The organism is Bradyrhizobium sp. CCBAU 11361 (assembly GCF_028128935.1).
GTDB lineage: Bacteria > Pseudomonadota > Alphaproteobacteria > Rhizobiales > Xanthobacteraceae > Bradyrhizobium > Bradyrhizobium niftali.
On record NZ_LBJZ01000196.1, the window covers coordinates 39522 to 51619 of the forward strand.

Here is a 12098-nt window from a genome sequence, read left to right on the forward strand (position 1 = left end):
GAGGTGAAGCGATGACCACGCCGACGTTAGAGACGAAATACGTCTTCACCATCACCGCGCGCATCGGTGACGTCGTCACCGCGGGCGAGACCGGCATCGGCGTGCGCCGCATCATCCCGATCGTCGGCGGCGAGGTGACGGGCGCGATCACCGGCAAGGTTCTTCCCTTCGGCGCCGACTTCCAGACCATCCGCCCCAACGAGCTGATCGACCTTGAAGCCAAATACGCCTTCGAGACCGACGACGGCGCCGTCGTCTATGTCGAGAACAAGGGCATCCGCTTCGGCCCGGTCGAGCTGTTGCAGAAGCTCAAGCGCGGCGAGGCAGTCGATCCGAAACTGATCTATTTCCGCACCGTGCCGAAGTTCGAGACGGGGCATGAAAACTATCGCTGGCTGATGCAGCACATTTTTGTCGCCTCAGCCGCGCGCCACGCGGACCGCGTGGTGATCGACGTGCATCAGGTGATGTGAGGAATCGGTCTTTGACCCAGGGCGAACCTGGTTCAGAATGTGATCTGCGCCAAGTTGTGCAGCCCACGGGAGTCCCACCATGTCTCTTATGGCTTCCAGCGAACCAGTCCCCCAACACACCTTCGACTCCGCCGAAATGGGCGCTATCGCTCATCTCTACCGCGGCGAGGTCTATCGATCGACGATCTGGCGAACGCGGCTCGACAACACGACCAATTGGGCGATCGTCACGATGGGCATCGCGCTGTCGACGACATTTTCGAGCCCGGAGGCTTCGCCTCTACCACTCGTACTCGTCGGACTGCTCCTTGCCGTGTTCCTTGGTATGGAGGCACGGCGTTATCGCTATTTCAATGTCTGGCGTGCCCGGGCTCGTTGGTTGGAGAGGAATTTCTATGCGCCAATCTTCACCGGAGAAGCGCACGATGATAGTTGGAAGGCTGTTCTCGCGCGCGACTACACTGCGCCCCGCTATCACATTTCATTTGTCCGCGCTGCCGGACGGCGGTTACGTCGCAACTACGTCTGGATTCTCGCCATCCAGGCGACCGCCTATTACGGCAAGATTGCAATCCATCCGACGCCTGCAGTGACCTTGACGGAACTTATCGATCGCGCCGCCGTCGGACCGATTCCCGGCTGGGTCGTTTTGATCGGGGGCTTTGCCTACAATTTCGGGTGGCTGGCGTTTGCGCTCGGCACGATGTGGCTCGACCAACGCGAGCACGGGACCAAGGGCGACCAGGTGGCGATGGGCTGATGACATCGGCGGCTACCCGTTCCTGGGGAGCCGAGACGAGCGTAGCTGCCCCGACGCCAGGGAGGGCTTCCCTTGTTGACTCCCTGTAAATTCGTTATACAACATAACTATTCTGATAAGGACGCAAATGACACAGGGAAACGCCGAGACCGCTGACGCGGGCGCCTCCGGGCTGTTGAGGATCGAGAGGGCGGACCGGGTTCTGACCGTGGGCCTGAACCGGCCGGCCAAGCGCAATGCGCTCAATGACGGCATTATCCTGGAAATCGGCGAGTGTTTTGCCTCCCTGCCCGAGGATATCGGCGCGGTCGTCATCCACGGCATCGGCGATCACTTCTCCTCCGGCCTCGATCTCTCCGAGCTGACCGACCACGACGCGACCGGCGGTCTCCTCCATTCGCAGATGTGGCACCGGGTGTTCGACCGCATCCAGTACAGCCGCGTGCCAGTGATCGCGGCGCTCCGGGGCGCGGTGATCGGCGGCGGGCTGGAACTCGCCTGCGCCGCACATATCCGCGTCGCCGAGCCGTCGACCTATTTCGCCCTGCCGGAAGGACAGCGCGGCATCTTCGTCGGCGGCGGCGGCTCGGTGCGGCTGCCGCGGCTGATCGGCGTTGCCAGGATGATGGACATGATGCTGACCGGCCGCGTCTATAGCGCGACCGAAGGCGCCTCCTACGGCTTTGCGCAATATGTGACGGAGGCCGGCAACGGGCTCGGCAAGGCGCTGGAGCTTGCAACCAAGGTCGCCTCCAACGCGCCGCTGACGAATTTCGCCGTGCTCCAGGCGCTACCGATGATCGCAGAGGCCAATCCGCAGGCCGGCCTGTTGATGGAATCGCTGATGGCGACGGTGGCGCAGAGCGACAAAGAGGCAAAACGCAGGATCCGCGAATTCCTCGAGCACAAGACCGCCAAGGTGAAGCCAAAGTCATGAGTGCACAGCCGTCCTCTTCCAACACGGAGCGCGGCGCAAGCACTTTCCCGCTGCGACCCATTTCGTTCGGCGATCCCGTCGTCAACATCGAACGGCGCGAGGACGGGACGATCTACCTGCGGCCGAAGCAGCCGCTCGGCGACTATCCCGTCCGCATCACCGACCGCCTGCATCATTGGGCGGCGACGACGCCGGACCGCGTCTTCATGGCCGAGCGCGAAGGCGGCCGCGGCTGGCGCAAGATCACCTATGCCGAGCTGCTCACCGCGAGCCGGCACATCGCCTCCGGGCTGATCCAGCGCGGCCTGTCGGCGGAGCGGCCGCTCGTCATCCTCTCCGGCAATTCGATCGACCATGCGCTTCTGGCTTTCGGCGCGTTCTATGCCGGCGTTCCGTTCTGCCCGGTGTCGCCGGCCTATTCGCTGGTGTCGAAGGATTACGGCAAGCTGTCCTATCTGATGAAGCTCTTGACGCCCGGCCTCGTCTTCGCCGAGGACGCCGACAAGTTCGCGGATGCGCTCGCCGCCAATGTCTCGCTCGGCACCGAGATCGCCGCGTCCTACGGCACCGTGCCGGGCCGCGACGTCACCCTGCTCGCCGACCTCATGGCGACGCCGATCCGAGGCGATCTCGACCAGGTCCACGGCAAGATCGGCCCCGACACGATCGCGAAATTCCTGCTGACGTCGGGCTCTACCGGCAATCCCAAGGCCGTCATCAACACCCAGCGCATGATCTGCGCCAACCAGGTGATGCTGCGCGAGACGCTTGCCTTCCTCAAGGACGAGCCGCCCGTCATCATCGACTGGCTGCCCTGGAATCACACCTTCGGCGGCAACCACAATATCGGGCTGACGCTCTACAATGGCGGCTCGATGTATCTGGACGCCGGCAAGCCGATGCCGGGCGGCATCGAGGAGACGGTGCGCAATCTCCAGGAGATTTCGCCGACCGTCTATTTCAACGTACCCAAGGGCTACGAGTCCCTGCTGCCGTATTTGCGCGACGACCAGGGCCTGCGCGCAAAATTCTTCGACCGGCTGCACGCGATGTTCTTCTCGGGCGCGGCGCTGTCGCCGTTCGTCTGGAACAGCCTCGACGAGCTCGCGGTGAAGGAAAAGGGCTATCGCGTGCCGATGCTGACCGGCCTTGGCGCCACCGAGACCGCGCCGTTCTTCATGTCGGTCAATCCGCGCACCAGCCGCTCCGGCCATGTCGGGTTGCCGGTCTCAGGCAATGACGCCAAGCTGGTGCCGAACAACGGCAAGCTCGAGGTCCGCGCCAAGGGGCCGAACGTGATGCCCGGCTACTGGCGCGAGGCGGACATCACCGCAAAATCCTTCGACGAGGAAGGATTTTACATGATGGGCGATGCGCTCAAGCCCGCCGATCCCGATGATCTCAACGCCGGCTTCGATTTCGATGGCCGCGTCAGCGAGGATTTCAAGCTCGGCAGCGGTACCTGGGTCAGCGTCGGCCCCTTGCGCGCGCGCTTCGTCGCGGCCTGCGCACCGCTGGTGCGCGACGTCGTCATTGCCGGCATCAACCGCGACGAGGTTTCCGCGCTGGTCGTGCTCGACCTCGATGGCTGCCGGCTGATCAACCCGACGCTGCCGGCCGACGATCTCGTCGTCGCGACGCGCGACCGGCTGGTGCGCGAGGCCTTTCGCGAGCGCCTGACCCGTTTCCTCGGCTCGGCCACCGGCTCCTCGACGCGGATCACGCGCGCGATCCTGATGGATACGCCGCTCTCGATCGACAAGGGCGAGGTCACCGACAAGGGCTCGATCAACCAGCGCGCGGTGCTGGAGCATCGCGGCGCCCTGATCGAGGAGCTCTACGCTGCCAATCCGTCGGACCGTGTGATATCGGTCGGCTAAGAAACCATCGCTACAGGAGAACGCCATGTTGTTGAAGGATCAGGCAGCCATCGTTACCGGCGGCGCATCGGGGCTGGGCGCGGCGACCGCGCGAAAACTGGCGGCGCAGGGCGCCAAGGTCGCGGTGTTCGACCTCAATGCCAAGCTCGCAGAAACCGTTGCCGCCGAGATCAAGGGCGTGGCCGTGACCTGCGACGTCTCCGATGCCGCTTCCGCTGAAGCTGCGATCGCGCAGGCGACCAAGGCCCACGGCCCCGCGCGCGTGCTGGTCAATTGCGCCGGCATCGGCGTTGCCAAGCGCGTGGTGGGCCGCGACGGCCCGATGGCGCTCGCCGATTTCGACAAGGTGATCAAGGTCAATCTGATCGGCACCTTCAACATGCTGCGCCTCGCCGCAACCGAGATGTCAAAGCTCGAGCCGCAGGCGACCGGCGAGCGCGGCGTCATCATCAACACCGCCTCCGTCGCCGCCTATGACGGCCAGATCGGGCAGTCGGCCTATTCGGCCTCGAAGGGCGGCATCGTCGGCATGACGCTGCCGATCGCGCGCGAGCTCGCACAGTTCGGCGTCCGCGTGCTGACGATCGCGCCCGGCCTGTTCCTCACCCCGCTGCTCGCCAACCTGCCGCAGGAAGCCCAGGATTCGCTCGCGGCCGCGATCCCCTTCCCGCGCCGGCTCGGCAACGCCGACGAGTTTGCCGCGCTCGCGCTGCACATGGTCGAGAATTCGTACCTGAACGGCGAGGTGGTGCGCCTCGACGGCTCGCTGCGCATGGCGCCGAAGTAAGGCACGCTCCATGTTCGTGAACCGGCGCGACGTACAGATCCAGTGGGGCGATTGCGACCCCGCCAACATCGTCTACTACCCGCGCTATTTCGCGATGTTCGACGATTCGACCTCGACCCTGTTCGAGGTCGCCGGCTTCTCGAAACAGGACCTGGTCCACAAATACGGCCTGGTCGGTATCCCCATGGTCGACACGCGGGCCAAGTTCTACATCCCCTCGACCCATGGCGACTGGATCACCATCGAGACGAAGATCGAAAGCATCAAGCGCTCGAGCTTCGAGGTGAAGCACAACGTCTACAAGGCCGCCGATCTCGCCATCGAGGCATTCGAGACCCGCGTCCTGGTCGGCCGCGACCCGGCCAATCCGGAGAAGCTGAAATCGGCACCGTTTCCGGCGGAAATGGTGACCAAGTTCACGGAGAGCTAAATCGCCGCATCACCAAAAGAGGGGGCTGAATTACCCCCCGATTTCTGCTTTCAAAGAAACACGTCAAGGGAGAAATAATAGATGAAACGCTTTTACCTGACCGCCGCCATCGCCGCGGCGACGCTTGCCCTGCCGGCCCTGCCCGTCCTGGCGCAGACCAGCGAAATCACCATCGGCATCACCACCACCACGACCGGCCCCGGCGCCGCCCTCGGCATTCCCGAGCGTAACGCGCTGGAATTCGTGCCGAAGGAGATCGGCGGCGTGCCGCTGAAGGTGATCGTGCTCGACGACGGCGGCGATCCCACCACCGCAACCACCAATGCCCGCCGCTTCGTGACGGAATCCAAAGCCGACATCATCATGGGCTCGGCACTGACGCCCCCGACCATCGCGGTCTCCAATGTCGCCAATGAAGCCGGCATCCCGCATTTCGGCCTCGCGCCGTTCCCGATCACGCCGGAACGCATGAAGTGGTCGGTGGCGATGCCGCAGCCGATCCCGATCGTGGGCAAGGTGCTGTACGATCACATGAAGTCGAAGGGTGTGAAGACCCTCGGCTATATCGGCTACTCCGATTCCTACGGCGACCTCTGGTTCAACGACCTGAAGGCGCAGGCCGTGCCGATGGGCATGACCATCGCGGACGAGGAGCGCTTCGCTCGTCCCGATACGTCGGTGACCGGACAGGTGCTCAAGCTCGTCGCCGCCAATCCCGACGCGATCCTGGTCGGCGCCTCCGGCACCGCAGCCGCGCTGCCGCAGACCGAACTGCGCGAGCGCGGTTATCAGGGCCTGATCTACCAGACCCATGGCGCGGCCAGCATGGACTTCATCCGCATCGCCGGCAAAGCGGCCGAAGGCGTGCTGATGGCCTCGGGCCCGGTGATGGATCCCGAGGACCAGCCGGACGAAGCCGCCACCAAGAAGCCGGGCCTTGCGCTCAACTCGGCCTATGAGGCGAAGTACGGCCCGAACAGCCGCAGCCAGTTCGCCGGCCATTCCTACGATGCGTTCGAGATCCTCAAGCGCGTCATTCCGACGGCGCTGAAAACCGCAAAACCCGGCACGCCGGAATTCCGCGAAGCCATCCGCCAGGCGCTGCTGTCGGAGAAGGAGCTGGCGGCGAGCCAGGGCGTCTACAACTTCACCGAAAAGGACCGCTACGGCCTCGACGAGCGCTCGCGCATCCTGCTCACCGTGAAAAATGGCAAGTACACGCTGGTGAAGTAAGCGCGACGAGAGTTCTAAGACGGCAAGAGCCGGCCCGTTGGGCCGGCTCTTTTCCTTTTACTTCCAGACTCTCGGGTCGTCATGCCCAGGCTTGTCCCGGCCATGACGATGTGGAGAGTTCAGCGCCTCGAGACCTACGGTCTTGTGAGCGCTAGGCCGCCTGCCGCAGCGGCGTCCAGGCGAACTCCGGATAGTAATCGTCCATCATGCGGTCGACATAGGCGGTGAGGTTCGGGAAGCCCTCGGCCCGCTGCCGCAAGCCGGATTCGAAGAATGGCGTCAGCATTCCGGCGAGCATACCAAAGGCGGTGGCATCGACACCGCAGGGCTTGTTGCCCATCAGATAGGCCTTGTCGCCGAGCTGCACCGAAAGCGCGAACAGCGAGCGCACCGCGAGATCGACGTCGTCGTCGGGCGCGTGACGGCCGAGGCCGGAGAGCAGATAGTTCTCGGCGACACGGAATTGCGCATCCTCGCGCAATTTTTCGCGATTGTGTTCCGGCGCCCCGTCGAAGAAATGCGACGGGCCCTTGGCGAAGTTGACCGGATCGACCCAGCGCGCGCCGACCACCGCCCAATAGAGGTGATGCTCGATCATGCGCTCGAACGCCCAGGCCTGCGCGCGCTCGGCCAGTGACAGGCCGGCGTCGAAATCGAAGCCGTAGCGGCGCTCGATATGGGCGCGGATGAAGGTAGAATCGGCCACCGCCTCGCCGCCGTCGTCGATGAACGGCAGCTGCCCCTTGGGCGAGGCGGGCGGCATCGCGCGCTCCTTCCGGTAGGGCAGTCCCGCCATCTTGAGCTGCACCTCCGTCTTGGTGACGAAGGGGCTGATTTCCGGCAGGCCGAAGCCGGTGCCAAAGCCGTAAAGCGTGATCATGCGAGCTCTCCTGAACCTGCGAAAGTCGACGGAACCTAATGACGGGCTGCTGCCACCATGGTGGCAGCAGCCGTGATATCTTCTGCGAAACGGGCCCCTCGCCAGGCGCGGCACATGACGTGGCGGACCAGCGCGTCCGCAGCCTGGATCAGCGAGCGTGTCACCATGGTCGCGAACGCAACGCGGAGGTCGACGACGGTGAGATCGAAAAACATGAGCCGGCTGAAGGCCAAAGCGTGCAGCACGGCCTGCGCCCGCCACAGCGGACCGGCCGGGCCGAAATGAGTTGGGACGATCATGGACAAATCCTCTTCAGTCGATGTGTTGTCCCGGTATAGAACCCCCCTGCTGCCAACATCCTGTCAGCATCCACGCGCCGGATTTTGAGCGGGCCGCGGTCAGGAATTTGGAAAGAGAATTGTCATGAGACGCGCCGACCGGCTGTTTCAGATCATCCAGGTGCTGAGGCGCACGCGTAAGCCGCTGACGGCGGATGCGATCGCGGCCGAACTCGAGACCTCCAAGCGCACCATCTATCGCGACATCGCGACGCTGATCGGCCAGCGCGTGCCGATCCGCGGCGAGGCCGGCATGGGCTACATCCTGGAAAAGGGCTTTGACTTGCCGCCCCTCATGCTGACACCCGACGAGATCGAGGCGGCGGTGCTGGGCGCGCAATGGGTCGCGGGCCATGCCGATTCCACACTGGCGCGCGCGGCCGAAGATCTGATGGCCAAGATCGCCGACACCGTGCCCGAGCGCCTGCGTCCCTTCGTGCTGGAGCCCGCGAGCCGCGCGCGGCCGAGCTGGAACAGGGAGCCGGACCGCCTCGACATGGCGCGCACGCGCACCCAGATCCACGAAGGCAAGAAGATCATGCTGCGCTATCGCGACGAGCAGGGCCGCCCCAGCGAGCGCATGATCTGGCCGATCTCGGTCGGTTATCTCGAAGCCGTGCGCCTGCTCGCGGCCTGGTGCGAGCTGCGCAGTGACTTCCGCAGCTTCCGCACCGACCGCGTCGTGGACGCGACCTATCTCGACGAGAAATATCCGGAGCGGCGCGACGTGCTGCGCGCAAAATGGCGCCAGAGCCTGGTCTGGGGCCCGCCAAAGGACACATGACGACGATGGACGAGACATCCCCCATCGACCTGTCGAGCTGCTGCCAGAGCTGCGGCGCCTGCTGCGGCTATTCGGAGAACTGGCCGCGCTTCTCGATCGAGAGCGACGAGGAGCTTGCGGCGATCCCGGAGGCGCTCGTCAATGCGCGGCAGTCCGGCATGCGCTGCGAAGGCGACCGCTGCTCGGCGTTGCGTGGGGAGATCGGGAAAGAGACCGCCTGCGGCATCTACGCCGTGCGGCCGGAGGTCTGTCGCACCTGCATGCCGGGCGATGCCGAATGCGCGATGGCGCGGCGGAAGTTCGGGCTGCCGATGATCGCGAACTCTTAAGCGGGGACGGCTTCGCTGATCTCGTCGTCGAGCTCGTCATCGAGCGGTGCAAGCACCGAGAGCGGCTTGGTCGACAGCGTGATCGGCTTGCGGCCTCCCGACAGCGACGGCGAGGATTTGGTGACGCTTTCGCGTGACAGCGCGTAGAGCGTCGAGCCGACACGGCCGCCGTTCTCGATCAGGTCGCGCTCGCTGCAGCTGCCTGCGATCGCGACCGCCAGCGAGTGCAAATGGCTGCGGCGATAGCAGAACAGCGCCAGCTTCGCGCGTGCGTCAGGGGAAACACTCTCAACCAGCCTCGGCAGCCCGCTCGCGCTGGCGCGATACATCTCGCCAAGGAGCTCGTCGTGGACCGGGCAGAAATCGCTTTCAAAGGCGTCGCGGCTTGAAAACATTGCAGTTCTCCCTCGTGTGGGGAAGATGCAGCGCAATTCTCTAACGAAAGGTTAACCACCCGGGACGGTAGTCACCCGGGGTGCGTGCGCGCGCCCCGCGAATCAGAGGCGGACGGGAATTGCTACGTGCCGTCATTCCGGGGCTCGCGAAGAGAGAACCCGGAATCTCGAGATTCCGGGTTCGGTCCTGCGGACCGCCCCGGAATGACGGATGCAAGCAATCAGTTCGCCGCCATGTAGATGGAGAGGCCGAACCCGGTGAGATGATGCAGCGCCTGATCGATACCGATCAGGGTCCAGAACCAGGGATGCGCGAGGTCGACACCGAAATTGGCCGAGACGAAGCCCTTGGCCCGGTCGATCGTGATGTGGATCACGAAATCGATCAGCGCCACGAACCAGAATTTCGGCGCCACGATCAGGATCAGCGGCAGCGCAACCGCAAGGTGAACCAGGCAATGCACCAGGAGCGGCAGGGCCCAGCCGTGCTTCTGGTCCTTGCCATGCGCCATCCAGGCGGTCTGGAGGACGAAATCAGCGATGATGTGCTTGAACGTGAGCAACAACATCCAGCCAATGAGCGCCTCAACCGGAACCGCCGATGACATGGGTGGAAACGACAAAGCTGACGCCCTCATTGACGTGATCAAGAAAGATTGGAGCGTTCAGCGCAACTTCTTCTTGGGCCGGTCAAATCGCCGGGACCTCCGATTTATGACACCTCCCGCGGCGGAATGCAGCCGGGGGGAACCGGAAAATCGCCAACTGTGGCTAACTGGTGATAGCATGACCAATCGCCGCGCCGGCGCCGAGTAAGGTTACCTTCGGCTCGAAATTTGCATTCCGTGACCTTAGCGCTATCATTGGCGGTAGAGAATATCGTTCTTTTTTCAGGCGTTTACGAATTGCAGGGCCGCACGCAGCGATCAGATCCGCGAGCCGCCCGAGACCGAGAATAAGGCCAGAGTGCTGCCATGAGTACTGAAGGCCCGACCATATCGTCGGTCGAACCGCCGCCCCGGCGTCCCAAGGTGATCAAGACCAATCAGCAGCAAGTCCTGCTGTACGTCGTGCTGACCCTGCTGCTGTCGCTTGCCACCGTCTGGGCCGGCCGCACGCTGGTGCACAATTCGGAGACGCTGACCTTTGCCGTCGGCGCACCCAACAGCGACGAGGCGCTGTTCGCGGCCAAGCTCGCCGCACTGCTGAAGGACAACGCCTCGCGCTTCCGCATCAAGATCGTCAACAACCCTGACAATGCCAAGGCGCTCGCCCAGTTCGACCGCAAGCAGGCCGATCTCGCGGTGCTGCGGACCGACGCCAAGGTGCCGCTGCGGGCGCGCGCGCTCGCGATCCTCGAGCACGATCTCGTCCTCCTGCTCGGACCCGGCAACAAGAAGATCAAGTCGCTTGCCGAGCTGAAGAAGAAGAAGGTCGCAGTCCTCGCCGAGAACGAATCCTCGCTCGCCTTCGTCCGCAGCATCCTCGACATCCCCGACGGTCCGGACGCCGCGAAGATCCTGATGGCGCCGCAGGGCGCAACGCTCGACAAGCTGTTTGCGCCGGGAGCCGGCTTCGGCGCGGTGATCGCCATCGTCCACGCCTCGAAAGCGGTGCGGGACAAGGCCTATGAGCAGGTCGCCAAACGCGGCGGCTTCACGCTCAACGCAATCGACGAGACCAAGGCGCTGGCACGCAAATTCCCCGGCATTTCCGACGAGACGCTGACGGCTGGCACGCTGTCGGCCTCGCCTGAGATTCCCGACGACGATCTCGAAACGATCGGGCTCGAATGGCTGCTGGTCGCGCAATCCAGGATGTCGGCGACCACGGCCGGCGAACTGGCGCGAACCGTCTACGAGAACAAGTCCGCCCTCGGGCTCGACAGCGGCTTCGCCAGCAGGATCGAGCCGGCCTCCGTCGAGAAGGACGCCTATGTGATGGCGCATCGGGGCGCGGCCGATTACATCAACGACGACACCAAGTCGTTCATGGATAAGTACAGCGACCTGATGTATCTCGGCGCCGCCGCGCTCAGCGTCATCGGCTCGATCTTCGCCGCGATCTACGCCAAGATCACCCGGATCGCGCCGGAGAAGGCCAGCGAGCTCTCCACCGCCATCCTCGACATCGGCGAGCGCATCGAGCACGCCCACTCGCTGGATCAGCTCGAATGTCTCCAGGACGAGCTGGAAGGCATCCTGCGCGGCGCGGTCATCGGGCTCCGGGACGGCACGATCAGTACCGACGGGCTCGACACCTTCAAGCTCGGCTACGAATTCGTCCGCGATGAGATCGGCATGCGTCGCGACTACCTGAAACGCCGTGCCGGCGAGATCGACAAGACCACCCACGATGCCGGCCCTCCGCCGCACGACGACAGCAACGTCGTGGTGGTCAAGACCGCGCAGAGCGCTTGATCCGCCGGGCCGGCGCCCTCAGGGCAGGGCTGGCGGAAGCCTTGCCGCTGGATCAACGGCCGGAACTCTGGAACCCACCCCATCCGCAACCGTTGGTTTCCGGATACAGCCGGAGAACGCGCCATGCGTATACTCCTCGTGATCTGCCTCCTGGGAATGCTGGCAGCGGTTGGCTATTTCGCTTATTCAGCGATGGCGGTCGAAGGCGAGCCGATCCCGACGGAAGGCTATGTGGCCCTCGCGCTGGGGGCGGGATTTTCCGTCGTCGTCGGCGTCGGCCTGATGGTCCTGCTGTTCTTCAGCAGCCGCCGCGGCTACGACGAGCCGCCGCATTTCAGGTAGCGGCTCGGCCGGCTGCCGCACCCCGCCTTCGTCTTCCCATTTGCCGCGGCCCGCGCCCGTCGTTGACGGCCTCGGCCCGGGCGGGCACTTTGGCAGCGAAGTCCCAGCCG

16 protein-coding genes are annotated in these 12098 nt (G+C 64.3%); 12 read left to right on the forward strand and 4 right to left on the reverse strand.

Annotation, left to right across the window (positions count from 1 at the left end; genetic code table 11):
• Positions 1-11 precede the first annotated feature (11 nt).
• The 7 genes from XI08_RS37005 (at position 12) to XI08_RS37035 (ending at position 6500) form a co-directional block, all read left to right on the forward strand.
• Positions 12-473 carry a DUF3237 domain-containing protein gene (locus XI08_RS37005; RefSeq protein WP_271578200.1) on the forward strand — a complete coding sequence of 154 codons (462 nt, stop codon included), beginning with the start codon at positions 12-14 and terminating at the stop codon, positions 471-473.
• A gap of 88 nt (positions 474-561) precedes the next feature.
• Positions 562-1233: a DUF2270 domain-containing protein gene (locus tag XI08_RS37010; RefSeq protein WP_333929064.1), complete on the forward strand. Its 672-nt coding sequence runs from the start codon at positions 562-564 to the stop codon at positions 1231-1233.
• Between the two features lie 127 nt (positions 1234-1360).
• A complete protein-coding gene (locus XI08_RS37015) occupies positions 1361-2170 on the forward strand; it encodes a crotonase/enoyl-CoA hydratase family protein (RefSeq protein WP_027543352.1) in 810 nt (269 codons plus the stop codon).
• Positions 2167-4050, forward strand: a complete 1884-nt coding sequence (locus tag XI08_RS37020; RefSeq protein WP_271578202.1) for a feruloyl-CoA synthase — start codon at positions 2167-2169, stop codon at positions 4048-4050. Before XI08_RS37015 ends, XI08_RS37020 begins: the two co-directional genes overlap by 4 nt.
• Positions 4051-4075: 25 nt before the next feature.
• The gene (locus XI08_RS37025; protein ID WP_025575316.1) at positions 4076-4837 is read left to right on the forward strand and encodes an SDR family NAD(P)-dependent oxidoreductase; all 762 of its coding nucleotides are present in this window, start codon (positions 4076-4078) and stop codon (positions 4835-4837) included.
• A gap of 10 nt (positions 4838-4847) precedes the next feature.
• A complete protein-coding gene (locus XI08_RS37030) occupies positions 4848-5267 on the forward strand; it encodes an acyl-CoA thioesterase (protein ID WP_271578203.1) in 420 nt (139 codons plus the stop codon).
• An 81-nt stretch (positions 5268-5348) separates the two neighbouring features.
• Complete coding sequence (locus XI08_RS37035; RefSeq protein ID WP_025575320.1) at positions 5349-6500, forward strand: ABC transporter substrate-binding protein; 1152 nt, start codon at positions 5349-5351, stop codon at positions 6498-6500.
• 151 nt (positions 6501-6651) lie between these two features.
• Here the strand turns inward: XI08_RS37035 and XI08_RS37040 are convergent, their stop codons facing one another.
• Positions 6652-7380 (reverse strand): glutathione S-transferase family protein, encoded by a 729-nt coding sequence (locus tag XI08_RS37040; RefSeq protein WP_025575322.1) that lies wholly within the window; start codon positions 7378-7380, stop codon positions 6652-6654.
• Positions 7381-7415: 35 nt separating this feature from the next.
• Positions 7416-7679, reverse strand: coding sequence for a hypothetical protein (locus XI08_RS37045; RefSeq protein ID WP_271578204.1), 264 nt, complete (start codon positions 7677-7679; stop codon positions 7416-7418).
• A gap of 124 nt (positions 7680-7803) precedes the next feature.
• Here XI08_RS37045 and XI08_RS37050 point away from each other — a divergent pair, with 124 nt between their 5' ends.
• Together XI08_RS37050 and XI08_RS37055 are read left to right on the forward strand one after the other, a co-directional pair.
• Positions 7804-8502, forward strand: coding sequence for a helix-turn-helix transcriptional regulator (locus XI08_RS37050; protein ID WP_027543355.1), 699 nt, complete (start codon positions 7804-7806; stop codon positions 8500-8502).
• Positions 8503-8507: 5 nt separating this feature from the next.
• Positions 8508-8831, forward strand: a complete 324-nt coding sequence (locus tag XI08_RS37055) for a YkgJ family cysteine cluster protein (RefSeq protein ID WP_177234507.1) — start codon at positions 8508-8510, stop codon at positions 8829-8831.
• Here the strand turns inward: XI08_RS37055 and XI08_RS37060 are convergent.
• Both XI08_RS37060 and XI08_RS37065 read right to left on the reverse strand, forming a co-directional pair.
• Positions 8828-9226 (reverse strand): hypothetical protein, encoded by a 399-nt coding sequence (locus XI08_RS37060; protein ID WP_271578205.1) that lies wholly within the window; start codon positions 9224-9226, stop codon positions 8828-8830. The two genes, XI08_RS37055 and XI08_RS37060, sit on opposite strands and share 4 nt — an antisense overlap.
• A 221-nt stretch (positions 9227-9447) precedes the next feature.
• A complete protein-coding gene (locus XI08_RS37065) occupies positions 9448-9795 on the reverse strand; it encodes a DUF3307 domain-containing protein (RefSeq protein ID WP_049823259.1) in 348 nt (115 codons plus the stop codon).
• On the opposite strand from XI08_RS37065, the gene XI08_RS37070 reads away from it, so the two are divergent.
• From XI08_RS37070 to XI08_RS37080, 3 genes are all read left to right on the forward strand, one after another.
• Entirely contained in the window at positions 9782-10042 is a 261-nt protein-coding gene (locus XI08_RS37070) for a hypothetical protein (RefSeq protein WP_198033715.1), read from the forward strand. The two genes, XI08_RS37065 and XI08_RS37070, sit on opposite strands and share 14 nt — an antisense overlap.
• 158 nt (positions 10043-10200) lie before the next feature.
• Complete coding sequence (locus tag XI08_RS37075) at positions 10201-11646, forward strand: TAXI family TRAP transporter solute-binding subunit (protein WP_271578206.1); 1446 nt, start codon at positions 10201-10203, stop codon at positions 11644-11646.
• 123 nt (positions 11647-11769) lie between these two features.
• Entirely contained in the window at positions 11770-11988 is a 219-nt protein-coding gene (locus XI08_RS37080; protein ID WP_271578207.1) for a hypothetical protein, read from the forward strand.
• The last annotated feature ends 110 nt before the right edge of the window (positions 11989-12098 follow it).

Excerpts from the sequence above, each read along its gene's own strand:
- XI08_RS37060 (WP_271578205.1), bottom strand. The coding sequence starts at position 9,226 with ATGTTTTCAAGCCGCGACGCCTTTGAAAGCGATTTCTGCCCGGTCCAC.
- XI08_RS37045 (WP_271578204.1), bottom strand. The coding sequence starts at position 7,679 with ATGATCGTCCCAACTCATTTCGGCCCGGCCGGTCCGCTGTGGCGGGCG.
- XI08_RS37075 (WP_271578206.1), top strand. The coding sequence starts at position 10,201 with ATGAGTACTGAAGGCCCGACCATATCGTCGGTCGAACCGCCGCCCCGG.
- XI08_RS37015 (WP_027543352.1), top strand. The coding sequence starts at position 1,361 with ATGACACAGGGAAACGCCGAGACCGCTGACGCGGGCGCCTCCGGGCTG.
- XI08_RS37030 (WP_271578203.1), top strand. The coding sequence starts at position 4,848 with ATGTTCGTGAACCGGCGCGACGTACAGATCCAGTGGGGCGATTGCGAC.
- XI08_RS37050 (WP_027543355.1), top strand. The coding sequence starts at position 7,804 with ATGAGACGCGCCGACCGGCTGTTTCAGATCATCCAGGTGCTGAGGCGC.
- XI08_RS37065 (WP_049823259.1), bottom strand. The coding sequence starts at position 9,795 with ATGTTGTTGCTCACGTTCAAGCACATCATCGCTGATTTCGTCCTCCAG.
- XI08_RS37055 (WP_177234507.1), top strand. The coding sequence starts at position 8,508 with ATGGACGAGACATCCCCCATCGACCTGTCGAGCTGCTGCCAGAGCTGC.
- XI08_RS37025 (WP_025575316.1), top strand. The coding sequence starts at position 4,076 with ATGTTGTTGAAGGATCAGGCAGCCATCGTTACCGGCGGCGCATCGGGG.
- XI08_RS37035 (WP_025575320.1), top strand. The coding sequence starts at position 5,349 with ATGAAACGCTTTTACCTGACCGCCGCCATCGCCGCGGCGACGCTTGCC.
- XI08_RS37040 (WP_025575322.1), bottom strand. The coding sequence starts at position 7,380 with ATGATCACGCTTTACGGCTTTGGCACCGGCTTCGGCCTGCCGGAAATC.
- XI08_RS37020 (WP_271578202.1), top strand. The coding sequence starts at position 2,167 with ATGAGTGCACAGCCGTCCTCTTCCAACACGGAGCGCGGCGCAAGCACT.
- XI08_RS37080 (WP_271578207.1), top strand. The coding sequence starts at position 11,770 with ATGCGTATACTCCTCGTGATCTGCCTCCTGGGAATGCTGGCAGCGGTT.
- XI08_RS37010 (WP_333929064.1), top strand. The coding sequence starts at position 562 with ATGGCTTCCAGCGAACCAGTCCCCCAACACACCTTCGACTCCGCCGAA.
- XI08_RS37005 (WP_271578200.1), top strand. The coding sequence starts at position 12 with ATGACCACGCCGACGTTAGAGACGAAATACGTCTTCACCATCACCGCG.